Here is a 22258-nt window from a genome sequence, read left to right as displayed (position 1 = left end):
GGGTGGGCGGTGTCTTGAGAGCATGACTGAAAATCACGCACCCAAGGTCGTCGTCATCGGCGGCGGCTACTCAGGAACGCTCGCGGCCAACCAATTGCGAATGGGCAGCAGCGCGGGCACCCCGGCCATCACCCTGGTCAACCCGCGACCGAAGTTCGTCGAGCGGATCCGCCTGCACCAGCACGTGGCGGGCAACTACGACGCAACCGTCGACTACGGCAGCCTGCTCGGTGACGGAATCAAACTCGTCGTAGACACCGCCACCCGTATCGACGCTGCCAACCGCACTGTCGAGCTGGCGTCGGGCAAGGCTCTCGACTATGACTACGTCGTGTACGCCGTCGGCAGCACCGGCACGGTTCCGGCGTCGGTGCCCGGCGCGACCGAATTCGCTTATCCACTGGCGGAACTGGAGCAGGCGCAGCTCTTGCGCGACACCGTCGACACCCTGCACCCCGACGCGCCGGTGACGGTCGTCGGCGCCGGGCTGACCGGAATCGAGGCCGCCACCGAACTTGCCGAGCAGGGCCGCAGGGTCACCCTCGTCTGCGGCGGTCAGCTCGGCCCCTACCTGTCCGAACCCGGCCGCCGATCCGTCGCGAAGGTGCTGCGCAGACTGGGCGTCGCGGTGCTCGAGACCGACGTCGTGACCGAGGTACGGCGCGACGCGGTGGTCTTCGCCGACGGCGCGGTCCGCCCCAGCGCCGTGACCGTGTGGGCGGCCGGCTTCGGTGTGCCGGACCTCGCCGCCAACAGCGGACTGCGCACCGACAAGCTGGGTCGCCTGCTGACCGACGAGACCCTGACCAGCATCGACGACGAACGCATCGTCGCGGCGGGCGACTGCGCGTCGCCGTCGGGCGAGCCGTTGCGGATGTGCTGCGCGTCGGCGTCACAGCTTGGCCCGCAGGCCGCCAACACCGTGCTGAGCCGCATCGCGGGCACCACGCCCGCGAACCTCGAGTACGGGTTCGGCGGCGCCTGCATCAGCCTCGGCCGCAAGTCCGGCATCGTGCAGCTCGCCCGCCAGGACGACTCCCCCGTGGACGTCTACTTCAGCGGCCGCCTGATCGCGAAGGTCAAGGAGGGCATCTGCAAGGGCACCCTGTGGGCACTGCGACGAAGCGCCCGCAAACCGGGAGCGACGTTCTGGCTCAAGGGCGGACCGCGCCCCGAGCAGCCGGTGTACCCGAAGGTCGCCACGTGACCACAGGGAACGAACACGCCGACCGGTTCACCCATCTGCGGCCGCTGCTGTTCACCATCGCCTACGAGATCATCGGCAGCACAACCGAATCCGATGATGTGCTACAGGACAGCTATCTGCGATGGGCGGACGTGGACCTCGCGACGGTGCGGGACACCAAGTCGTATCTTGCGCAGCTGGTGACCCGGCAGGCGCTCAACGCCCTGCGCGAGGGCGTGCGCCGTCGCGAGGACTACATCGGACCGTGGCTTCCTGAGCCGCTGCTGCTCGACGACCGCGATGCCTCCGCCGATGTCGTTCTCGCCGAATCGGTTTCGATGGCGATGCTCGTTCTGCTCGAAACACTCACCCCCGACGAGCGGGCGGTCTTCGTGCTGCGCGAGACGTTCGGCTTCGACTACGACGAAATCGCCGAGGCCGTCGGCAAATCGGTTCCCACGGTGCGCCAGATGGCGCACCGCGCCCGCGAGCACGTGCAGGCACGACGCAACCGATTCGGCCCCGTGGACAGCGAACGCACGACACAGATCACCGAGCAGTTCCTGGCGGCCGCGTCCACCGGAGACATGGACGGTCTGATGGCGCTGCTGGCGCCGGGAGTCACGTGGACAGCCGACCACGGTGGCAAGGCGGCCGCGATCCGCAGGCCCGTCGTCGGCGTCCGCAGGGTCGCCGCGATCATGGCCCGGTTGTTCCAGGTGATCAGGGAGAGGCCCGAGATCAGGTTCGAGACGGCGGTCTACAACAGTGCTCCCGCGGTGGTCGTCTACACCGGCGATCACCTCGAGGGCGTCTTCCTGTTCGAGGTGATCGACGACAAGATCACGAACCTCTACGCGATGCGCAATCCGGACAAACTCGTCGGCATCACAACCCCGCGGGTGATCAGCCGCTAGTGACGTGTGACACATCGCGCGTAGAACTGTCACAGTCCGGCTTTGCGCGGTGTCTCGAGGACAGACCTGCTCAACGGAGAGCAGGATGACTCGAGGAGATCAAAGATGACTGCACAGAAGACCCGCGTGATCGTGATCGGCGGCGGCTATGCCGGCGTTCTGGCGGCCAACCATCTGCGGCTGAACGAGAACGTCGACATCACCCTGGTCAACCCCCGCGCACAGTTCGTCGAGCGGATCCGGCTGCACCAGTTGGTGACCGGTTCCGACGATGCGGTGGTGGATTACTCAGAGATTCTGGGTGACGGCATCCACCTGACCGTCGGTTCGGTGACCCGCATCGACGCGCCAGGGCGTCACATCGAACTCGCACGCGGCGGCGAGCTGACCTACGACTATCTGATCTACGCGATCGGGAGTCACGGGGCCGCACCCGTGGTGCCGGGCGCCGACGAATTCGCCTACCCCATTTCAGAACTCGAGCAGGCCCAGCAGCTGAAGAAGGCGTTTCGCGATGCCGGTCCCGATGCCCCGATCACTGTGATCGGCGCGGGTCCGACGGGCCTGGAGGTGGCCGCGGAGTTCGCCGAGGAGGGCCGGCGCGTGACGCTGGTCTGTGGCGGAGTGCTCGGACCCTACCTGCACGCCCGCGGTCGTCGCGCGGTCGCCAAGCGGTTGAACCGACTCGGCGTCACCATCATCGACGGACCGGGCTCCACCGCCACCGAGGTGCGCCCCGACGTCGTGATCCTGGCCGACGGACGCACCATCGCCAGCACGCTCACGGTCTGGACGGCCGGCTTCGGTGTCCCCGATCTGGCCGCCAGCAGCGGACTGAGCACTGACGCAGCGGGTCGGCTGCTCACCGATGAGACCCTGACCAGCATCGACGACCCCCGCATCGTCGCCGCAGGCGACGCGGCCGCGCCGTCGAACCTGCCGCTGCGCATGAGCTGCCAGGCCGCCATCCCGCTGGGCGCACAGGCCGCGAACACGGTGCTCAGCCGCATCGCGGGCACCGAGCCCAAGCGGCTCAACCAGGCGTTCACCGGTCAGTGCATCAGCCTCGGCCGGACCGGGGGCCTCATTCAGCTGGCCCGCTTTGACGACGCGGTTATCCCGCTGCACATCGGCGGTCGCACCGCCGCCAAGATCAAGGAGGCGGTGTGCAAAGGCACGGTCACCTTCCTGCAGAAGGAAGCGCGCAAACCCGGAAGCTACTTCTGGATCAAGGGCGGTAAGCGCGAGCAGCAGTTGGCGGCGGCCGCCCGACCGGTGCGACCATGACCGGAGAACACGCCGAACGATTCACGGCCTTGCGGCCGCTGCTGTTCACGATCGCCTACGAGATCCTGGGCAGCGCAATCGAATCCGACGACGTGTTGCAGGAGAGCTACCTGCGCTGGGCCGAGGTGGACCTGTCGACGGTGCAGGACACCAAGGCCTACCTCGCCCAGATCGTGACCCGTCAGTCCCTCAACGTCCTGCGGGCACAGTCCCGCAGGCGTGAGGACTACATCGGCCCATGGCTGCCCGAGCCGCTCCTTGTGGAGAGCGGCGATGCCTCCGCAGATGTCGTTCTGGCCGAATCGGTTTCGATGGCCATGCTCGTCGTGTTGGAGACACTGAGCCCCGACGAACGCGCGGTGTTCGTGCTGCGCGAGGTGTTCGGTTTCAGCCACGACGAGATCGCCTCGACGATCGGCAAATCGCCGGCCGCGGTCCGCCAGATGGCCCACCGTGCCCGCGAACACGTTCAGTCCCGCCGAAAGCGATTCGAGCCCGTCGACCCGAAACGCTCCATGGAGATCACGTCCCGGTTCTTCGCCGCGGCCTCGACCGGCGACCTCGACGGGCTGCTGGAGATGCTCACCGAGGACGTCCAGTGGACCGCCGACTCCGACGGCAAGGTCAGTGCGGCCCGTCGGCCCGTCGTCGGCGCCGACAAGGTGGCGCGGGTGATCATCGGGCTGGTGCGGGTGGCCGGGGAGTCCGGGCGGGTGGAGCCTGCGGTGTACAACAACGCCCCGGCGCTGAAGCTCTACCTCGGCGACAGCTTCGAAGGGATCATCACCGTGGAGATCACCGACGGTAAGATCAGCCACTTCTACGCGATGCGCAATCCCGACAAGCTGACCGGTGTCGACATCCCCCGGGAGATCAGCCGCTAGCTTTCTGCCACGCTTACCTGGTGCGGATCGAGCGACTCGGCGACCTGGGCGCGGCCCCCGCGGTGCTGTGCGCCGTTGCCGAGGCGGCGCAGCGACGCGGATTGCCCCCGCCGGCCGCCCTGATCGGCGAGTGGTTCGACTCCGGGGCCGTCATCGCTCCGTCGGTCACGGTGGCACCGGTCGATACCACCGAGGTGTTCGACGTCGCCCCCGAGGTGTCCGGGGATGTGGTCGGCGGCGGATGGTTCGGCTACCTGTCATACCCCGACGCGGGTGCCGACGGCCGCGGCCAGCGCATACCGGAGGCGGCAGGCGGTTGGTCGGACTGCGTGTTGCGCCAGGATCGAGACGGGCTGTGGTGGCACGAAAGCCTCTCCGGTGCACCGCTTTCCGGATGGGTCGCCGAGGCAATCGAAAACCGCGTGACGCCCCGGGCGAGCGCCATCGTGTGGCGCACGGCGGATCGCGACGCACACCGTCGCGGGGTTCAGGACTGCCTCGACGCGATCGCGGCGGGTGAGGTGTACCAGGCGTGCGTGTGCACCCAGTTCGACGGCCGGATTACCGGTACCACAATCGATTTCTTCGCCGACGCCGTCGCACGCACCTCCCCCGCCAGAGCGGCATACATGGCCGGCGAGTGGGGCGCGGTCGCGTCGCTGTCGCCCGAGTTGTTCCTGCGCCGCCGCGGCGAGGCGGTGACGTCGAGTCCGATCAAGGGCACGCTGCCGCAGCACACGGATCCGTCGGAGTTGCGCGCATCGGTCAAGGATGTCGCGGAGAACATCATGATCGTCGACCTGGTCCGCAACGACCTGGGCCGGGTGGCAGTCACCGGAAGTGTCTCCGTGCCCGAGCTGTTGGTCGTCCGGCCGGCACCGGGAGTCTGGCATCTGGTGTCGACGGTGACGGCCCGCGTCGGGGTCGACGTGCCGATGGCAGCCGTGCTCGACGCGACCTTCCCGCCCGCTTCGGTGACCGGAACACCCAAACTGCGGGCCCGTCAGCTGCTGCGGGGTTGGGAACCGCACCGGCGCGGAGTGTATTGCGGCACAGTCGGGTTGGCCTCACCGGTGGCCGGGTGCGAGTTGAACGTGGCGATCCGGACGGTCGAGTTCGACGCGCGCGGCGGCGCGGTGCTCGGCGTCGGCGGCGGCATCACCGCCGACTCCGATCCCGACCGCGAGTGGGACGAATGCCTGCACAAGGCGGCACCGATCATCGCGTCAGCGCCTGATCGCCGCGCAGAGTCGGTCCCAATTACCTGACGCGATCTTCTCCCGATCACCGTCATCCAGTGCCTCGAGGAAGTGACGCGCGGCGCCGTCGTCCGGAGAAACGAAGGGATAGTCGGCCGCGAACATGATGCGGTCGGCGCCGACCACCTCCAGGGCCCAGCGCAGATAGCGGGTGCTGAAAACCCCTCCGGGAGTGACGAACACGTTGGAGCGCACGTATTCCGATACCCGCCGCTCGAGATGTGCGATTCCCGTGATTCTGTCGATGCGGTCCAGGAAGAACAGCACCGTCTCACCCCAGTGCCCCATGATCACCCGAAGGTCGGGGAACCGGTCGAACACCCCGGCCAGGATGAGACGGAGCAGTTGCACGCCGGCGTCGTAATGCCAACCCACCCCGTGGGTTGCGAAGGCACCGCTGATGACGTCGTCGAACCCCGCGTAGTACGCCTCGCGGACCGACGGCGGCGGCGTTTGCGGGTGCAGATACAACGGGGCGCCCAACTCCTCGGCGGCTTCGAAGATCGGCCAGAAGTCGCGGTCGTCGATCGGCTGATCACGCACCCGACTGAAGATCAGGGCACCGTTGAAGCCCAACGTCGTTACTGCTCTGCGGAGTTCGTCGGCCGCCGCGTCGGGATCGGGGGCGGCCAGCGTGGCGAATCCCTGCAGACGATCGGGGTGCGCTCGCACAGCGTCGGCGAGTTGGTCGTTGCAGTCGGTCTGAAGTGCACGCGCGTCGGCCGCGGCGAGGTTGAACAGGCCGGGTGAGGTGAGCGAGGCCACCTGCAGGTCGACACCGGCCTCATTCATCGCGGCGAGGCGCTGGTCTCCGATCTCGAGCAGTTGTCGTCTGATGCCGTCCTGGCCCGGCCGGTTGACCGCCGGGTCCTGCCAGCGCGGATCAAGGTCCGCCCATGCTTTGACGACCTCGGCGGTGACGTAATGTTCCTCCAAGCCAACGACTTTCACAGCTGCTCCTTCGCGCCGTACCCCTATGACGTGATACGTCGAGACGGCATGTGGAGTTCGCCATGCCATGCGATTGACAGCGAACCCACAGCTGCGCGTTACTGCCGCGAGCGCAGCACCGCGTCGTAGAGTTCGCGTCGCGACGGCGCACCCGGATGCATCGCGATCACCTGAGCACACGCATCCTTCACCCGCATACCCTCGTCGACGAGGGCGTTGACCTCTGCGACCAGCGTGTCCACGTCGGCTGTGGGCGTCGCCCCCGCCAGCACCACCGTGATCTCGCCCAGCACGCCTTCTTTGGCCCACTCGGCGAGCTCGGCCAGTGAACCGCGGACGATCTCCTCGTGCGTCTTCGTCAGTTCGCGGCAGACGACGACCTCACGGTCGCCGCCCAACGCGTCGACGGCGTCCTTCAGCGTCTCCGCCAGCCGCCGGGGGGATTCAAAGAACACGCACGTGCGTGACTCGGCGGCCAGCGTGGCAAGCCACGTCATCCGCGCCGAATGCCGTCGCGGGGCGAAACCCTCGAAGCAGAACCTCTCCGAGGGCAGGCCCGCCACCGCCAGCGCCGTCGTCACCGCTGACGGACCGGGCAGGCAGGTGATCGGCAGGTCGCTGTCGACGCATGCCGCCACCAGCCGGTAACCGGGATCGCTGATCAGCGGCATCCCGGCATCGCTGACGAGCAGCACGGTGGCGCCCGCCGCGATCTCGGCGACCAGCGCGGGAACACGCGTCGCCTCGTTCTGGTCGTACAGGCTGACGATCTTTCCCGCGGGTTTGACGTCGAGAGCCTGGGCCAGGGTGCGGATCCGCCGGGTGTCCTCGGCCGCGATCACATCGGCACTGGCCAGGGCGCTGACCAGCCGCGCAGATGCGTCCGCGGGCTGCCCCAGCGGCGTGGCGCCGATCAGCAGTCGGCCGGGGTCCATGCGGGACAGCCTACGATCGCTTGCGTGACCGCCCCCGCAACCGAAGCCTCGCGCGCGGTCCCCGTGATCAGCCCGGCCCCGCTGGTGCCGATCGCCGACTTCGGTCCGATGGACCGACTCCAGGGCTGGGCGATGACGGCCATCGTCACCGCGCTGGCCGCTGTCACGCGTTTCCTGAACCTCGGCTCGCCGACCGACGCAGGCACACCCATCTTCGACGAGAAGCACTACGCGCCCCAGGCGTGGCAGGTCCTGCACAACCACGGCGTCGAGGACAACCCCGGCTACGGGCTGGTGGTGCATCCGCCGGTGGGCAAGCAGTTGATCGCCGTAGGTGAGGCGATCTTCGGCTACAACGGCCTCGGCTGGCGCTTCGCCGGCGCGGTCTGCGGCATCATCACCGTGTTGCTCGTCGCGCGGATCGCACGGCGGATCAGCCGCTCCACTGTCGTCGGCGGGATCGCCGGGCTGCTGCTGACCGCCGACGGGGTGAGCTTCGTCGCGTCACGCACCGCCCTGCTGGACGGATTCCTGGTGGTGTTCGTCGTGGCGGCGTTCGGGTGTTTGATCGTCGACCGCGACCAGGTGCGCGAAAGAATGCACGTCGCGCTGCTCGAGGGCCGCATCGGCGAGACGCCGTGGGGCCCGCGGCTCGGCGTGCGATGGTGGCGGTTCGGCGCCGGGGTGTTGCTCGGATTGGCTTGTGCGACAAAGTGGTCCGGGCTGTACTTCGTGGCGTTCTTCGGGGTGATGACGCTGGCGTTCGACATCGCCGCGCGCAGGCAGTATCGCGTCCCGCGGCCGTGGCTCGGTGCGTTCCGCCGCGATCTGGGCCCGTCGCTGTATGCGCTGGTGCTGATTCCGTTCGGTGTCTACCTGGCGTCGTATACGCCGTGGTTCGCGTCGGAGACCGGGGTGAACCGGCACGAGGTCGGCAGGTCGATCGGCGAGGACAGCATCCTGCCGATCCCCGACGCGCTGCGCTCGCTGTGGCACTACACGTATGCGGCGTACAAGTTCCACTCCGGGCTGACGAACGCCGACGGCAACCACCACCCGTGGGAGTCGAAGCCCTGGACGTGGCCGATGTCGCTGCGGCCGGTGCTCTACGCGATCGACAACGAGAACGTCCCCGGCTGCGGCGCGCAGTCGTGCGTCAAGGCCGTCATGCTCGTGGGTACGCCCGCGATGTGGTTCATCGCGGTGCCGGTTCTCGGCTGGGCGGTGTGGCGGACGTTCGTCAAGCGCGACTGGCGCTACGCCGCGATCCTGGTCGGTTACAGCGCGGGCTTCCTGCCGTGGTTCGCCGACATCGACCGGCAGATGTACTTCTTCTACGCGGCGGTGATGGCGCCGTTCCTCGTATTGGCCATCGCGATGATTCTCGGCGACATCCTCTACAAGCCGAACCAGAACTCGGAACGAAGAACGCTGGGCCTCATCGCCGTGAGTTTTTATGTCGCTCTGGTGCTGACGAACTTCGCGTGGATGTACCCGATCCTGACGGGCCTACCGATTTCGCAGGCCACCTGGAACATGCAGATCTGGCTGCCGTCCTGGAGCTAGGTCGACCGGCCCAGATCATCGATTGGATCCGTGATGCAAGATCTCGACGCGAACGTGAAGCCGTGGCCGCGAAGAGGGCGGCGTAGCGACCCGGAATGCTATTTCGTCGCAATGGTGGGCTAGAGCGAGTCGCGGGCGGCGGGACACGACATGCATCGCGGCCCGCCGCGGCCGGTGCCCAGCTCCGACGCCTCGATCGGCAACACCTCGATACCCGAATCCGCCAGCCGCGCATTGGTTTCGGCATTGCGTTCGTAGGCGATGACCACTCCAGGAGCGACCGCCAGCGTGTTGTTGCCGTCGTCCCATTGCTCCCGCTCCGCGGTGACGGGGTCGAGGCCGGTCGCGATCACCCGCAGTTTCTCGATACCCATGGCATCCGCGGCGGCGGTCAGGAACGGCCGAGCGTCGTCGATCCGCACCCCGCCGGAGCCGTCACGGTGAATCGTGAACGCGGACAGCGTCTCGACGATGTTCGGGTACATCACGACGGCGTCGACGTCGACCATCGTGCACACGGTGTCGAGGTGCATCTGCGCCCGCTCCTGCGCGATCGGCACGGCCAGCACGGTGTGCGCCAGATCGTCGTCGAACAGGCTGCGCGCCAACGCCTCTGCACCCGCGGGCGTGGTCCGCTCCCCCACACCCACCGCGACGACGCCGGGCGCCAGCAGCAGCACGTCGCCACCCTCCACCGGCGCCGACCGCGACTCGTACGCGCGTCGCACACCGAGGAACCGCGGGTGATGCGCATAGATCACGTCGGTCAGCGACGTCTCGCGCACGCGCGCAGGCAAAGCCAGCGACGTGATCGCCACCCGCGGGCCGATCCAGAACGACGAGTCGCGGGTGAACAGCAGATTGGGCAGTGGGTCGATGACGAAATCCCCGCCGTGGTGCATCCGTCGCACCAACGACAATTCGCCACCGTGCAGCGGCAGCTCGTTGAACGTCATCCCAGCCATCAGCACCGACGCCAGCGGCGCGGCGTCCAGCGTGCGTAGATAGGCCGAAAGCTCCTGGGCCAGTGGAAGTCCCAGCCGCCGTGAGTCGACGGCGGCGGAGATCCCGTGCATCCGCGCCGCGCCGCTGTGCGCCAGCGCCTCGATGAGCAGATCGGCGAGCAGCAGCACCTCGACCCCGTGCGAGCGCAACAGATCGGCGAACGCATCGTGCTCTCGCTGCGCCTTGGCCACCCAGGGCAGGCCGTCGAACAGCAGCCTGTCGTTGTTGCGTGGGGTCAGCCGCTGCAATTCGGCACCGGGCCGGTGCAGGATGACGGTGCGGAGGCGGCCGACCTCGGAATCGCAGCCCATCGTCACATGTAGCACCGTATCGCGCAGAGCCCCGCCGGCGACCTTAACTATGGTTGAGGTCATGGAGTTGGTTCACGAACTCACACCGGGCGAGATGTCCGCTCGAAGCGGTGTCGCGGTCTCGGCACTGCACTTCTACGAGCGAGAGGGGCTCATCACCAGCAAGCGCACCGGCGGCAATCAACGGCGATACGCCCGCGAAACGCTGCGCCGCGTCGCGTTCATCCGGATGAGCCAACGGCTCGGCATTCCGCTCGGGCGCATCCGCGAGGCACTCGCCACCCTGCCGACGGACCGCGTCCCGACCAGCAAGGACTGGGCCCGACTCTCCGCGGCCTGGCGCCAGGACCTCGACGACCGGATCCTGCATCTGCAGCGACTGCGCGACAACCTGACCGGCTGCATCGGCTGCGGATGCCTGAGCCTCAAGACCTGCGCGTTGACGAATCCCGAGGATGTCCTGGCGCGGCAGGGACCAGGAGCCGCACGCCTCTGACTATTCGAACGTCTGTGCGATAGAATGCCGGGCATGGAGCTGGCTCTGCAGAGCTCGCTGTTCGAGCACGCGGAACGACGCCATCTTGGCAGCGGCGCATGGATCGACTACCGGTCGGGATGGCTGGACGACGCCGACGCGCTCTTCGAAGAGTTGCGCGACAGCATTCCGTGGCGGGCCGAACGACGGCAGATGTACGACCGCGTGCTCGACGTCCCGCGGTTGGTCAGCTTCCACAATCTGGTCGAGGAGCCGCCTCCACACCCACGGCTGAAGCAGATCCGCAGACGACTCAACGACCTGTACGCGGGCGAGCTCGGCGAACCGTTCACCACCGCGGGGTTGTGCCTCTACCGCGACGGCGACGACAGCGTGGCCTGGCACGGCGACACGATCGGCCGCAGCAGGACCGAAGACACGATGGTGGCCATCGTCAGCCTCGGTGCCACAAGGGTTTTCGCGTTACGGCCGCGTGGCGGAGGTAAGTCGCTGCGGATATCGCATCGGCATGGCGACCTGCTGGTGATGGGTGGCTCTTGCCAGCGCACCTGGGAGCACGCGATACCGAAGACGTCGCGGCCGACCGGGCCGCGGATCAGCATTCAGTTCCGGCCGCACGACGTGCGCTAACCGCGCACCGCGGTGACGGCCGCGGTGAGGAGATCGCGGGCCCGCTGGGTGTCGACGGGTGTGACGGGTTTGTCCGGCAGCACCAGCGGGTTGGCGGTGACGATTACGAGAAACGTGTCGAACCCGGCGATGTAGTTGTAGATCTCGCCGGTGCTCGGCTTGCCGTTGACGACGGTCTGCAACACCCGGTGGGTGCCCATGGTCGGGGCACCGTCGATCGTCGGCGCCTCCACGACCTCGACGAGGCCGCGCACTCCGCCACCGGCGAAGCCGACCCGCTGGCAATCTTCCGCAGGCCGGTTCACCGGAACGGGTTCGGAGGTCTCCACCGCGATGGCGATGTACCGGTTGCCGTCACCCTCGGCCGTGGTGGCGGCCATGTTGCCCTTGACCCCGGCGGGCAGCACCTGCGCGGTGGCGAACGATCCGCAGTCGGCCGGATCGAACTTCATTCCGGCGGGCAGCGCCTGCGGTCCGAGCAGTCGCGGATCGATCGCCGCCGGCCCGAACTCGGTGACCTTGAACTGCGGACCGAAACTCGACCGCACATCCTTCACCCGCGCGATGTCGGCGTTCGACGAGTTGGGCGACTCTCCGGTTCCGCACGCGGCCAGTACACCGGCGCAAACCAGGGCCAACTGGCTGACGAGCTTGGCGCTCTTGGACATTGCCGCACAACTTACCCCGAGGACCCCGCCGGTCCGGGGATCAACCGCGCAGCGCCGCGACCGTTTTCACCATCAGTTCGCTGGCGAAATCCGCGTTCAGTTGTGGATTCGGGGATCCGGGATCGGTCACCACGGTGACGAACGCGACATGACTGTCCAGATAGGCGGTGACCGTGTCGGCGTGCGACCGGGTCTCGGTGCCACCCTCGACGACGGTCTTCGTCGAGGTGGCCATCGCGAGGGTCTGGGCGTCCTCGATCGTCGGCGCGGTTGTCAGCGTGACGGTGCCGCTCGTCTGTCCGGCCGAAAGCGTCCAGTGCTGGCATTCGGCCGCCACCCCCGGATCGAGGCCCACGGCCAGGTCCGCCACGACGGCGTAGACGATGCCGCCTGCCCCCGATCCCGACCAGCCCTTGGTCGAGGCGGGGTCGACGACGGGGTCGGCCAGCAGACCGCACTGCGGCGGCTCGGCCAGCCAGAGGCTGCCGTATCCCCACAACGCCGTCGGCGCGACGGGTCCTGAAACGGTGGCGACCTCGTAGCCGTCGGGCAGATCGTCGCGCACGCGGTCGATCCTGGCTGGGTTGACCGCGGATGCACCCTCAGGCGGGGTCGCTCCCTGCGGCGGGCGGTCGGATGCGCCACAGGCCGCAGCCAGCAGGGCGACCGCCGCACAGATTGCGCGCACGCGCTGTTGATACCACAGGCATCTCTTAGACCTATCCATGCAACGAAATCCGTCCTCCGAGCGATGCACAAGTACCAGGCAAAAGAACGGAGTCCCCCATGCGCAAAAAATGGGGTCTAGTAACGACGGCAGCGATAGGTGTTGCACTCGCCCCCATGGGTGTCGCGACGGCGGATCCCGCCAGACCGGGCAACGCGTATCAAACGATCGGCCAATTGGAATCCGCCGGCTACAACGTCGTCATCGACAGGGTCGGTAGCGCACCGATCGGCGAATGTTTCGTGACCAACGTGCGTAATCCACAACAGGTGACGCAGACGATCCCCGTCGGCGAGGGCAAGTGGCGCGAGTACATCACCGTGGTCGTGAGCCAGTCGATCACGGTATCGCTGAACTGCGACGTCTGATCCGGTAATCAGGCGGCGGGCTCGCTCGCCGGGGCCGGGGCGGATTTCGGCTCGCCCGTGGTGGTTTCGCGGTTGTCGGGCTTTTTCGTTGTCGACGGCTTCGTGCTGCGCTGCGAGTCGAAGCTGATCGGACCACGGACCTTGGGCAACCGGATGGTGTCCCGGATGCCGTCTCGAATGCCGTCCATGGTGTCGCGGAGCTTGTTGAGCGGAGTGACGGGCCGTTTCGTCGTGCCGGGCGTCGTCGCGGCGGGCTTCCGTGCGGGCTCTTCCTCGTCTTCCTCGACGACGTTCTCCTTGACTTCCTCGGCGACATTGCCGGGCAGCTCCTCGTCGTTGACGACCTCTTCTTCGGTGATCTCCCCGCGAAGAGTCGACGTATCGCTCATCCGTGACATCACGAGATTCTGGTCGCCGGCAGGCGGTTCGGGTAGCTCTGGCCCGCCGACACCGAACGGACTGGTGACGGGCGTGGTTCCCAGCGGCCTGTTGGTGGCGTCCCCGGAGGCTTCGGCCACCGCATCGTCGATACCCACCGGGATCGCCTTGACGATGTTCACGATGGCCTGCACCGGATTCCGGAACGGCAGCAGTCCGACCTTGGTCGCGACGCCCGGATTGATGTCGCGCGCATAGCCGGCCTCGATCGCGGCCTTCAGCGGCGCCTCGAGCAGGGTGAGGATCGGCGACGGCACGAACGACTCGAACGGCATCAGTAGGGGCAGTCGCCTGGCCGGAACGATGTAGTAGTCGGTGTCCCCGTACGAGCCCTGGTATTGGGCATCGTCGAAGTCGCCCTCCTGCAGATCGCCGTGGAAGTAGTAGTAGCCGAGAGCGGCGTTGGTGACGGCCAACAGGTTCGTGATGCTGGCGGGTGCGTCGCCCCCGAGACCGTCGTACTGCGCTGCGAGATCGGCGGTTTGGTAGCAGTCGCCGTCGGGCTGGCAGCTGTTCGTCGGGGTGGCGCCGTAGAAGGTGACACCGAGAATCGGGATGGTCGCACCTGTCGGACCACGCGACAGGAAGCCGCCGTTGGGCCGCATCGGATTGGCCAGCAGGAAGAACGAGACGTCGCCCGGTTCGAGGTCGGGGTAGTCCTCGGGGTCCTCGATCATGTCCCTCTTGAGCAGAGACGCGATCACCGCGCTCTGCGAGTAGCCGAAGACGACGAACTCGTCTTCGGCGGCCGGCACATCCGCGGGCGCGCCCGGGACACTCGTGTTGTAGGCGCAGTCGCTGGCCCCGCGAATGCATCTGCTCAAGTTCGCCAGGCCGGCGGCGACGGACCGATCGAAGGTCGTCGAGCCGGCCACCGGGAAGAACTGCTCGGGCGTGATGATCGCGTAGCGATCCTCGTTGTCGCCCACCCCGTCGATCGGTTCGCCCCCGGTGCCGGTCGGCGCCGCAGACGCAGGGTTGATGAACCCGGTGACCGCGTTGGACATGTACGGGTTGATGTAGGTCAGTGGATCCGGCGGAGTGCTCAGCGGGTGACCAGTGCCGCCCATGATGAGCGCGGTCGCCGTCAGCTGAACGATGGTGGTGGCGGTCCATGCCACTGCCAACCCGACAACGCTCAGCAACGCCAGACCGACCCCGCCCAGCGAACGAACCATCCCCCGCATTTCCCGACCCCCTTTACCGCGGTATATGCCCGCGGTTCGCGCGCCCTCACGCCGCTTGTTCCCAAAAGTCTGCCCGAGCCAGCAAACTTTTTGCAACTGTAGAGCAAATTTGGTCGTAGCGCTATCGAGGGCCCGACCGTAGGCTACGGCGAGATTCTGCAAAGGAGAGCGAATGAGTAAGTCAATGAGGGCCGGTGTCGTCGCCATCGCAGCAGTCGCGCTCGGCCTGGGCTTGGCCGGTTGCGGATCCGACACCAAGAGTGAGCCGTCGGAGTCGAAGACCACCTCCAGCGAGGAAACAACGACCTCCACGACGACCGAGACCACTTCGAAAGCGCCCACCACGTCGGCGCAGGCCGCGGGACCGAACTACACGATCGTCGACTACATCAAGGACAACGGCATCGTCGAGACTCCGGTCAAGCGCGGCGATCCCGGCTCTCCCACGATCGACCTGCCCACCCCGCCGGGATGGGAGGACGCCGGAAACCGCGCCCCGGATTGGGCTTACGGCGCAATCGTTTCCACTGACCCTGCGTTCGCAGCGGATCCGCCGTCCGTCATCGCGATCGTCTCCAAGCTGACCGGCAACGTGGATCCCGCCAAGATCCTGGAGTTCGCGCCCGGCGAGCTCAAGAATCTGCCCGGATACGAGGGCGGCAACGAAGGAGTCTCGGACGAGCTCAGTGGTTTCGAGGCAGTGCAGATCGGCGGCACCTACAAGAAGGACGGCAAGCTGCGTGCCATCGCCCAGAAGACCGTCGTGATCCCAGGCCAGGACGGGCTGTATGTCCTGCAACTCAATGCCGACGGTCTCGAAGATCAGATGGGCGCTCTCATGGATGCGACGTCGGTCATCGACGACGAGACGGTGATCACGCCCTGAGAACTGACGCGGTGCAGGCGGTCTAGGTCTAGGCGCGCGATACCGCGGATGCCGCGGCGATCTGTTCGGCGCTGGGCCGCACGCCCGTGTAGCGCTCGAACTGTTCGGCCGCCTGCAGCGCGATCACCTCGGCCCCGGTGATGACGGCGGTGCCGGCCGCACGTGCGGCAGTGATCAACGGTGTCTCGGATGGCATCGCGACGACGTCGAAAACCGTGAGCGCCTCGGCGATTATGCCCTCCTCGAATGCCAGGTCGTTCTCCTCGGCGCCGCCCGCCATTCCGATCGGCGTGATGTTCACGAGCACGTCGGCCGTCCTCGTGCCGACGTCGGACGCGTACTCGTAGCCGAGCCGTTGTGCCAGCGCCTGTCCGGTCTCGCGATTGCGCGCAATCACCGTCCCGTGCTCAAAGCCGTTGTCCCGGAAAGCCGCAGCGACGGCGTTGGCCATACCTCCGCTACCCCGCAGCAGTACCGACTGTGTCGGCTGCAGGCCGTGCTCGGCGATCAGGCGCTGGACGGCAAGGTAGTCGGTGTTCGATGCGGTGAGACGTCCGTCGTCGTTGACGATCGTGTTCACGGCGTGGATGGCCCGTGCGGACTGCTCGACCTCGTCGACGAGTTCGATGACGTCCTGTTTGAACGGCATCGACACCGAGCAGCCACGAATGCCGAGCGCTCGCACGCCACCGATCGCGGCGGCGATATCCGTTGTCGTGAAAGCCTTGTAGATGAAGTCCAGACCGAGCACGTCGTACAGGTAGTTGTGAAATCGGGTGCCTATGTTGCTCGGCCTACCGGACAGCGAAATGCACAGCTGCGTGTCCTTCGAAAGTGGTGTCCGCATCAGCCGACTGCTTTGATGACCTGTGAGGTGACCCCGCGGATCTTCTTCACCATCGATGTCGGCAGCCGCAGGGAACTCGCATCAGGAACATCGACTTCGGTGGTGACGACGCCGAGGTCGTCGCGATGCCACTGCGCGCCGAAGCGATCGAGGATCGCCCGCATCGGATGGTTATCGGAGAGTACCCGCGCTGTGAAGCGTTGGACCCCAACGTAATTCGCCGTGACCACGAGGGTGTCCATCAGGAAGGTACCGATACCGCGCCCCTGATAATCATCGCCGACGATGAACGCCACCTCGGCGACGGCGGGGTCGTCTTCCTCACGCACGAAGCGCGCATCGGCGATCACAGGCCCCTCGGCGCCCTCGGTCATCACCCAGACGAAGTGGTGCACGTAATCGACCTCGAACAGATAGGTCATCAACGACTTCGTCGGTACGCGCGGCGACTGAAAGCGGCGGTACAGCGTCTCACTCGAGAATTCGACCCGCCCGTCCGTCGTGCGCTCACTGTCACCAGGCAGCACCGGACGCAGGTAGTAGACGCTGCCGTCGCGCAGTTCCACCGGGATCGGGGTGATGAACGCGGCGAGCCGCTGCCGCGCCGTACGCACCAGCCGATCCAGCATGCCCGGGATTTCGAGCATGGTGGCGAACGCCTCCCGGTCGCCCACCCAGCCCGTGAGCCGCTCGGTCGCCACCACGGTTGCGGTCCTCGGCGTGTCGCGCAGCAAAGCAATTTCGCCGACGATGAGGCCGGGCCCCAGTTGGGCGACGGTGTCATGTCCGTCAAGCCCGGCGTGCGTCACTTCGGCGCAGCCGGAGCCGATCAGCAAAAACGAAACGGCGAGCTCGCCCTGCTGCATGAGCGCCTGGCCCGGCTCCGCGGCCAACGGCTGCAGCTGCTTGGCCAGCGGCGTCAAGTCCTCGATCGGGCAGCCGTCGAAGACCGCCAATTCCGCGAGTTCTTCGGCTCTGACGACATTCAGGCCGGCCACGTCACGAGGCTACGGCGTGTCGGACGCGGCGAGCAAGGAACGCGGCGCGAGACCGATAGGGCACTATTCGAGAATGACCGACACCCAGTTCAGTACCCATGCCCAGCTGTTCGATCTGACCGGTAAGCGGGCCCTGGTGACGGGCGGCACGCGAGGGATCGGCCTGATGATGGCCCGCGGGTTGCTGCAGGCCGGCGCCCAGGTGGTGATCAGCTCGCGTAAGGCGGACGCGTGTGAGGAAGCGCGCACACACCTGTCGGCCTTCGGCGACGTCACCGCGATCCCGGCCGACTTGTCCCGGCATGAGGAATGCACACGGCTCGCCGAGGAGGTCACCGGCGGCGGCGACCTGCACATCCTGGTCAACAACGCGGGTGCGACGTGGGGTGCGCCGCTGGAGTCGTTCCCGGACTCGGCGTGGGACAAGGTGCTGGACCTCAACGTGAAGTCGCCGTTTTGGATGGTTCAGGCCTTGCTGCCCGCGCTGCGCGTCGTCGCCACCGCCGACGACCCGGCGCGGATCATCAACATCGGCAGCATCGACGGCCTTCGGGTCAGCCCGATGCCGACGTACTCCTACGCCAGCAGCAAGGCCGCGGTGCACCAGCTGACCCGGGTGTTGGCGCGCGAGCTGGGGCCGCAGCACATCACTGTCAATGCCGTTGCGCCAGGGCCTTTCCCGTCGAAGATGATGGCGGCGACGCTGGAGGAGTTCGGCGACGCGATCGCGGCCTCGGCCCCGCTGCGGCGCATCGGCCGGGACGACGACATGGCCGGCATCGCGGTGTATCTGACCAGCCGTGCCGGGGCGTACGTCACCGGCGCGATCATCCCGGTCGACGGGGGCATTTACACGACCGCGAGTTCGTAGCCGTGGGCACCCGCGAGCAGCGTGACGGCGTCGACCTGACCAACCTCGACGAGCCGCTGAGTGCCGATGCGGGCGCCACCAAACGCGATCTGGTCGACTACCTGTACGCGGTCTCCGACCGGATGATCCCCGTCCTCGCCGACCGGCCGCTGACCGTGCTGCGGGTCTTGCGTGGGCGCGAGCCGTTCATGCAGAAGAACGTCCCGAAGTACACGCCGGGCTGGGTCGCCACCACGACGATGTGGGCCGAGGCGTCGCACCGCGAGGTGCGGTATGCGCTGTGCAACGACCGACGCACGCTGCTGTGGCTGGCCAACCAGCGGGCCGTGGAGTACCACCCGACGCTGGGGCTGTCCGGTGACATCTACCGACCCACCCATCTGGTGCTCGATCTGGATCCGCCGGACGACGACTTCGCGAAGGTGGTGGCCGTCGCGCACCTCGTCCGTCAGGCGCTGGCCGACAGCGGATTGGACGGTGTGGTCAAGACCAGTGGCGCCAAGGGTCTGCACATCTTCGTCCCGATCGACGACACCGCACCCGTCGACGATGTGGCGGCAGCGACACGGGCTCTCGCCGCCCGCGCGGAGGCCATCGATCCGGACATCGCGACGACGGCCTTCATCGTCGAGGACCGCGGCGGCAAGGTGTTCGTCGACGCCACCCGCGCCGGCGGGGCGACCGTCGCCGCCGCCTACAGCCCGCGACTACGCCCGGGCACTCCGGTGTCGTTTCCGCTCGAATGGGCCGAACTCGATTCGATCAAGCCCGCCGACTTCACCGTCCACACGGCGATCGATGCGCTCCACGGCAGGACGAGCTGGATGGAGTCGATGCCACCAGCCCAGCAGCTGCCCGCCGACCTAATCGAACAAGGTCGCGCGATTCCCGTCGCGCGGGTGGCGGCGATGCACGAAGGCAAGCGACGGGCCAAGGCGCGACGGGAATCGTCCTAGGCGGGATCGGTGAAAACCGGCTTCTCTCCGGACATTCCGGCCGCGACGGCCGCGAGCTGGTTGGGGCTGCCGAGCAGCCCGGTCTGCAGTTCCGATTCGAGCACCAGGGCGGCCGCAGGGTCGTTGCTCGTCCACGTCTCGTTGTAGAGGCGCTTCGCGGCGCGGATCGCGTCCGGGGACTTGTTGGCGATCTCGTCGGCGAGCGCGAGCGCCGCCGACAGTGGATCGTCGTCAGTTCGCGTGACCAATCCGAGCTCAAAAGCCTCACTGCCGGAAACGATGCGACCGGTGAATGTCAGTTCCTTGGCGACATCGATCGGCAGGAGCTTGGGCAGCGTGTGCGTGATGCCCATGTCGGGCACCAGACCCCACTTGATCTCCATGATGCTCAGCTTCGCGTCCGGTGCGGCGATCCGGATGTCGGCGCCGAGCGCGATCTGCAGGCCACCGCCGAAGCAGTTGCCGTGGATGGCGGCGATGACGGGTGCGGGCACCAGCGACCAGTCGTAGCTCACCCGCTGAGCGAAGTTCGCGATCCGGGTCTCGTCCCGGTTCAGCAGACGATTGCTCCCGCCAGAGCCGGCCATGAAGCTCGCCACGTCCAGTCCGGAGCAGAAGCTCTTGCCGCCACCGTGCAGGACGACCGCGCGAACCGACTTGTCATCGGCCACCCGTTCGGCGGCGTCCACAAGGCCCTGAAACATCGCCTGGTCGAGCGCATTGTGTTTGTCGGCGCGCACCATCGTCACCGTGGCCACGCCGCTGTCGCCGACGTGCACCCGAACCCTGTCTTCGCTCACGAGTCGCAATCTACGGTGCGTCGCGTACTGATCCCAAGTTTCAACGCGCGGATTCTCAGGAGGGCGGGCGGCGGGCGAATTCCGGTGCACGTTCGGGCCGCACGCCGACCCCGACGAGATACGCGGGCACCGTCGTGAGTGCGGGCACCCGGGTCAGAACCGCGGCGAGCCCGCGCGCGACGAACTCCGGTGGGTCCGGCACCACGCCGGTCAGCATGATGCGCCGCATCGCGCGGTGCAGAGCGCGTTGGACCCCCTGGGTGATGACGGCGGGCAGCTTGCGACGCTGTTGCACCTTGGCGAGGTCCTCTTCGGTCACCCGTCGCGCCAGCAGCGGTTCGGCCAGCACGGTGGCCGCGGCGACGGCGTCGGCGACGGCGAGGTTGATTCCGACGCCGCCGACCGGCGACATGGCGTGTGCGGCGTCGCCGATGCACAACAGTCCGGGTTTGTACCACTGGTGCAGCCGGTTGACCCGAACGTCGAGAACCTTGACGTCATCCCACGATCGGATGCTGTCGACGGACCCTTCGGGCACCAACTCGGCGATCTGTGCCTTGAACTTCTCGATCCCGCGGGCCTGCAACTGCGGCTCACCGCCCTTGGGCAGGAACGCGCCCACTTGAAAGTAGCCCTCACGCGGGATCAGCGCGAGCGCCTGCCCCTTCGAAAGACGGGGCGTCAGTTGATATTTGATGTTGTCCTTGGTGTCCAGACGGAACCACGCGATGTCGAACGGCACCGGGAAGTCATGTGTCACCATGCCGGCGTCACGACGCACCAGCGAGGTGCGACCATCGCACGCGACCGTCAGATCGGCGCGCAACTCCCCGAACCCGTCGGGTCCGCGATAACGCACCCCGGTGATCTTCTCGCCGTCCCGGAGCAGACCGGTGACTTCGGTCTGCATCCGCAGGGTGAACGTCGGTTCGGCCTGTCCGGCCTCGGCCAGCAGGTTGAGCAGATCCCATTGCGGCACCAGGGCCAGGACGGGGTGCGGAACGCGCAACCGACGGAAGTCGACGACCGTCACCATGCGCCCGCCGATGGTGAACTCGGCTTTCTGGATCTCGCTGTGGTTCAACGCCTTGAACCGCTCATAGAGACCGAGGTCGTCGAGCAGGGTAAGGGTGACGGGGTGGACGGTGTCGCCACGGAAGTCTCGGAGGAAGTCCGCGTGCTTCTCGAACACAGTGACCTCGACTCCGGCGCGGGCAAGCAGCAGACCGAGCACCATTCCGGCGGGGCCGCCGCCGACGATTGCACATGTGGTCGACTCGCTCGGCGTCATGGCTGTGTCCTCTTCGCTCGTCGGGTAACTCGATGCCCCGGGACGACCCTAGTGCGGTGCCACCCGAAAACGGCGACGGTATTACGCAGCATGGCCGTGGAAGGTGGCGACGGCTGTGACCACGCTATGAATCAGTCCGTCAGAACTAGCCTGGGCGCCGGTAACCGTTGCCCGCGTTGACGAACCAGGCGATTTCTTGTCCAAACACCGGTTCGGCACAGCCCGCGGGAGTAATACGGAAGTTGCGGCATTTCGCACAGTTGTCACGCAACTCCGGAAGGGCAGCACCAATGAAAATCAGCACAGCAGTCAAGAGCGCCACGGCGATCACGATGATCTCCACGATCGGTATCGCCGGTGCACCGGCCGCCTCGGCGGCCTACCCGATCGTCGGCAAGCTCGGCGACGAACTGACGATGAGCGACACCGTCGGTGGGGTCAACCTCAGCTGGCGCGTCAGCGACCTCAAGCCCAGCAGCGACGTGATGCCGGGCTACCCGGTCGCCGGCCAGGTGTGGGAGGCCACCGCCACCGTCCGGGCGCTCAACGGCCCCGTCACCCCGGCCATTTCACAGTTCAACGCCGTCGCGCCGAACCAGGCCGCCTACCGAGTGCTGTGGCAGGTCGCCAGCCCGGACAACATCAGCGGCGCGACGATCCCGGCGGGGGCGCAGTCGACCGGCAAGATCCACTTCGACGTCACCGGTCCCCCACCGACCACCGTGACGATGAACAACGGCATGGAAGACCTGCTGATCTGGACGCCGTGAACACGCGGCCTCTTGTTCAAAAAT

At 67.1% G+C, this 22258-nt stretch carries 23 protein-coding genes; 13 read left to right on the top strand and 10 right to left on the bottom strand.

Annotated features, from left to right (window positions below):
- The first annotated feature begins 22 nt into the window (after nucleotides 1–22).
- From G6N43_RS08290 to G6N43_RS08270, 5 genes are all read left to right on the top strand, one after another.
- Nucleotides 23–1207 (top strand): NAD(P)/FAD-dependent oxidoreductase, encoded by a 1185-nt coding sequence (locus tag G6N43_RS08290; protein ID WP_083148975.1) that lies wholly within the window; start codon nucleotides 23–25, stop codon nucleotides 1205–1207.
- Nucleotides 1204–2103 carry an RNA polymerase sigma factor SigJ gene (gene sigJ / locus G6N43_RS08285; RefSeq protein WP_083148976.1) on the top strand — a complete coding sequence of 300 codons (900 nt, stop codon included), beginning with the start codon at nucleotides 1204–1206 and terminating at the stop codon, nucleotides 2101–2103. Before G6N43_RS08290 ends, sigJ begins: the two co-directional genes overlap by 4 nt.
- A gap of 105 nt (nucleotides 2104–2208) precedes the next feature.
- Nucleotides 2209–3390 (top strand): NAD(P)/FAD-dependent oxidoreductase, encoded by a 1182-nt coding sequence (locus tag G6N43_RS08280; RefSeq protein WP_083148977.1) that lies wholly within the window; start codon nucleotides 2209–2211, stop codon nucleotides 3388–3390.
- Nucleotides 3387–4274 (top strand): RNA polymerase sigma-70 factor, encoded by an 888-nt coding sequence (locus G6N43_RS08275; protein WP_083148978.1) that lies wholly within the window; start codon nucleotides 3387–3389, stop codon nucleotides 4272–4274. Before G6N43_RS08280 ends, G6N43_RS08275 begins: the two co-directional genes overlap by 4 nt.
- 20 nt (nucleotides 4275–4294) lie before the next feature.
- A complete protein-coding gene (locus G6N43_RS08270; protein WP_083148979.1) occupies nucleotides 4295–5542 on the top strand; it encodes an aminodeoxychorismate synthase component I in 1248 nt (415 codons plus the stop codon).
- On the opposite strand, the gene G6N43_RS08265 is transcribed toward G6N43_RS08270, so the two are convergent.
- Nucleotides 5501–6484 carry an amidohydrolase family protein gene (locus tag G6N43_RS08265; RefSeq protein ID WP_234809972.1) on the bottom strand — a complete coding sequence of 328 codons (984 nt, stop codon included), beginning with the start codon at nucleotides 6482–6484 and terminating at the stop codon, nucleotides 5501–5503. The two genes, G6N43_RS08270 and G6N43_RS08265, sit on opposite strands and share 42 nt — an antisense overlap.
- A 98-nt stretch (nucleotides 6485–6582) precedes the next feature.
- The gene (gene rsmI, locus G6N43_RS08260) at nucleotides 6583–7419 is read right to left on the bottom strand and encodes a 16S rRNA (cytidine(1402)-2'-O)-methyltransferase (RefSeq protein ID WP_083148981.1); all 837 of its coding nucleotides are present in this window, start codon (nucleotides 7417–7419) and stop codon (nucleotides 6583–6585) included.
- A 24-nt stretch (nucleotides 7420–7443) separates the two neighbouring features.
- On the opposite strand from rsmI, the gene G6N43_RS08255 reads away from it, so the two are divergent.
- Complete coding sequence (locus G6N43_RS08255) at nucleotides 7444–8985, top strand: dolichyl-phosphate-mannose--protein mannosyltransferase (protein WP_083148982.1); 1542 nt, start codon at nucleotides 7444–7446, stop codon at nucleotides 8983–8985.
- A gap of 119 nt (nucleotides 8986–9104) precedes the next feature.
- Here the strand turns inward: G6N43_RS08255 and arcA are convergent, their stop codons facing one another.
- Nucleotides 9105–10364 carry an arginine deiminase gene (arcA, locus tag G6N43_RS08250; RefSeq protein WP_083148983.1) on the bottom strand — a complete coding sequence of 420 codons (1260 nt, stop codon included), beginning with the start codon at nucleotides 10362–10364 and terminating at the stop codon, nucleotides 9105–9107.
- On the opposite strand from arcA, the gene soxR reads away from it, so the two are divergent.
- Together soxR and G6N43_RS08240 are read left to right on the top strand one after the other, a co-directional pair.
- On the top strand, nucleotides 10363–10797 hold the full coding sequence (soxR, locus tag G6N43_RS08245) for a redox-sensitive transcriptional activator SoxR (RefSeq protein WP_083148984.1): 435 nt from the start codon (nucleotides 10363–10365) through the stop codon (nucleotides 10795–10797). The genes arcA and soxR overlap by 2 nt on opposite strands.
- 33 nt (nucleotides 10798–10830) lie before the next feature.
- The gene (locus G6N43_RS08240; RefSeq protein ID WP_083148985.1) at nucleotides 10831–11427 is read left to right on the top strand and encodes an alpha-ketoglutarate-dependent dioxygenase AlkB family protein; all 597 of its coding nucleotides are present in this window, start codon (nucleotides 10831–10833) and stop codon (nucleotides 11425–11427) included.
- Here G6N43_RS08240 and G6N43_RS08235 read toward each other — a convergent pair.
- Complete coding sequence (locus G6N43_RS08235; protein WP_083148986.1) at nucleotides 11424–12095, bottom strand: DUF5642 family protein; 672 nt, start codon at nucleotides 12093–12095, stop codon at nucleotides 11424–11426. The two genes, G6N43_RS08240 and G6N43_RS08235, sit on opposite strands and share 4 nt — an antisense overlap.
- 40 nt (nucleotides 12096–12135) lie before the next feature.
- Complete coding sequence (locus G6N43_RS08230; RefSeq protein ID WP_234809973.1) at nucleotides 12136–12783, bottom strand: DUF5642 family protein; 648 nt, start codon at nucleotides 12781–12783, stop codon at nucleotides 12136–12138.
- A 98-nt stretch (nucleotides 12784–12881) separates the two neighbouring features.
- On the opposite strand from G6N43_RS08230, the gene G6N43_RS08225 reads away from it, so the two are divergent.
- On the top strand, nucleotides 12882–13190 hold the full coding sequence (locus G6N43_RS08225) for a hypothetical protein (RefSeq protein WP_083148988.1): 309 nt from the start codon (nucleotides 12882–12884) through the stop codon (nucleotides 13188–13190).
- 8 nt (nucleotides 13191–13198) lie between these two features.
- Here the strand turns inward: G6N43_RS08225 and G6N43_RS08220 are convergent, their stop codons facing one another.
- Complete coding sequence (locus G6N43_RS08220) at nucleotides 13199–14806, bottom strand: PE-PPE domain-containing protein (protein ID WP_244960515.1); 1608 nt, start codon at nucleotides 14804–14806, stop codon at nucleotides 13199–13201.
- Nucleotides 14807–14987: 181 nt separating this feature from the next.
- On the opposite strand from G6N43_RS08220, the gene G6N43_RS08215 reads away from it, so the two are divergent.
- Entirely contained in the window at nucleotides 14988–15701 is a 714-nt protein-coding gene (locus tag G6N43_RS08215; RefSeq protein WP_083148990.1) for an envelope biogenesis lipoprotein LpqN, read from the top strand.
- Nucleotides 15702–15729: 28 nt separating this feature from the next.
- On the opposite strand, the gene G6N43_RS08210 is transcribed toward G6N43_RS08215, so the two are convergent.
- Together G6N43_RS08210 and G6N43_RS08205 are read right to left on the bottom strand one after the other, a co-directional pair.
- On the bottom strand, nucleotides 15730–16548 hold the full coding sequence (locus G6N43_RS08210) for a shikimate 5-dehydrogenase (protein ID WP_110810253.1): 819 nt from the start codon (nucleotides 16546–16548) through the stop codon (nucleotides 15730–15732).
- Nucleotides 16548–17546, bottom strand: coding sequence for an acetyltransferase Pat (locus tag G6N43_RS08205; protein WP_083148992.1), 999 nt, complete (start codon nucleotides 17544–17546; stop codon nucleotides 16548–16550). Before G6N43_RS08205 ends, G6N43_RS08210 begins: the two co-directional genes overlap by 1 nt.
- A gap of 73 nt (nucleotides 17547–17619) precedes the next feature.
- Between G6N43_RS08205 and G6N43_RS08200 the strand changes: the two genes are divergently transcribed.
- Nucleotides 17620–18417 (top strand): SDR family oxidoreductase, encoded by a 798-nt coding sequence (locus tag G6N43_RS08200; RefSeq protein ID WP_083148993.1) that lies wholly within the window; start codon nucleotides 17620–17622, stop codon nucleotides 18415–18417.
- A 2-nt stretch (nucleotides 18418–18419) separates the two neighbouring features.
- Complete coding sequence (locus G6N43_RS08195) at nucleotides 18420–19373, top strand: DNA polymerase domain-containing protein (protein ID WP_083148994.1); 954 nt, start codon at nucleotides 18420–18422, stop codon at nucleotides 19371–19373.
- Here the strand turns inward: G6N43_RS08195 and G6N43_RS08190 are convergent.
- Entirely contained in the window at nucleotides 19370–20173 is an 804-nt protein-coding gene (locus G6N43_RS08190; protein ID WP_083148995.1) for a crotonase/enoyl-CoA hydratase family protein, read from the bottom strand. The two genes, G6N43_RS08195 and G6N43_RS08190, sit on opposite strands and share 4 nt — an antisense overlap.
- 55 nt (nucleotides 20174–20228) lie before the next feature.
- Nucleotides 20229–21464 carry an FAD-dependent oxidoreductase gene (locus G6N43_RS08185; RefSeq protein WP_083148996.1) on the bottom strand — a complete coding sequence of 412 codons (1236 nt, stop codon included), beginning with the start codon at nucleotides 21462–21464 and terminating at the stop codon, nucleotides 20229–20231.
- Nucleotides 21465–21754: 290 nt separating this feature from the next.
- On the opposite strand from G6N43_RS08185, the gene G6N43_RS08180 reads away from it, so the two are divergent.
- Nucleotides 21755–22234 carry an MPT63 family protein gene (locus G6N43_RS08180; protein ID WP_083148997.1) on the top strand — a complete coding sequence of 160 codons (480 nt, stop codon included), beginning with the start codon at nucleotides 21755–21757 and terminating at the stop codon, nucleotides 22232–22234.
- Nucleotides 22235–22258: the final 24 nt, after the last annotated feature.

The organism is Mycolicibacterium moriokaense, from assembly GCF_010726085.1.
GTDB lineage: Bacteria > Actinomycetota > Actinomycetes > Mycobacteriales > Mycobacteriaceae > Mycobacterium > Mycobacterium moriokaense.
The sequence above is the reverse complement of the archived record's forward strand: the minus strand, read 5'-3'. Positions and strand labels throughout refer to the sequence as shown.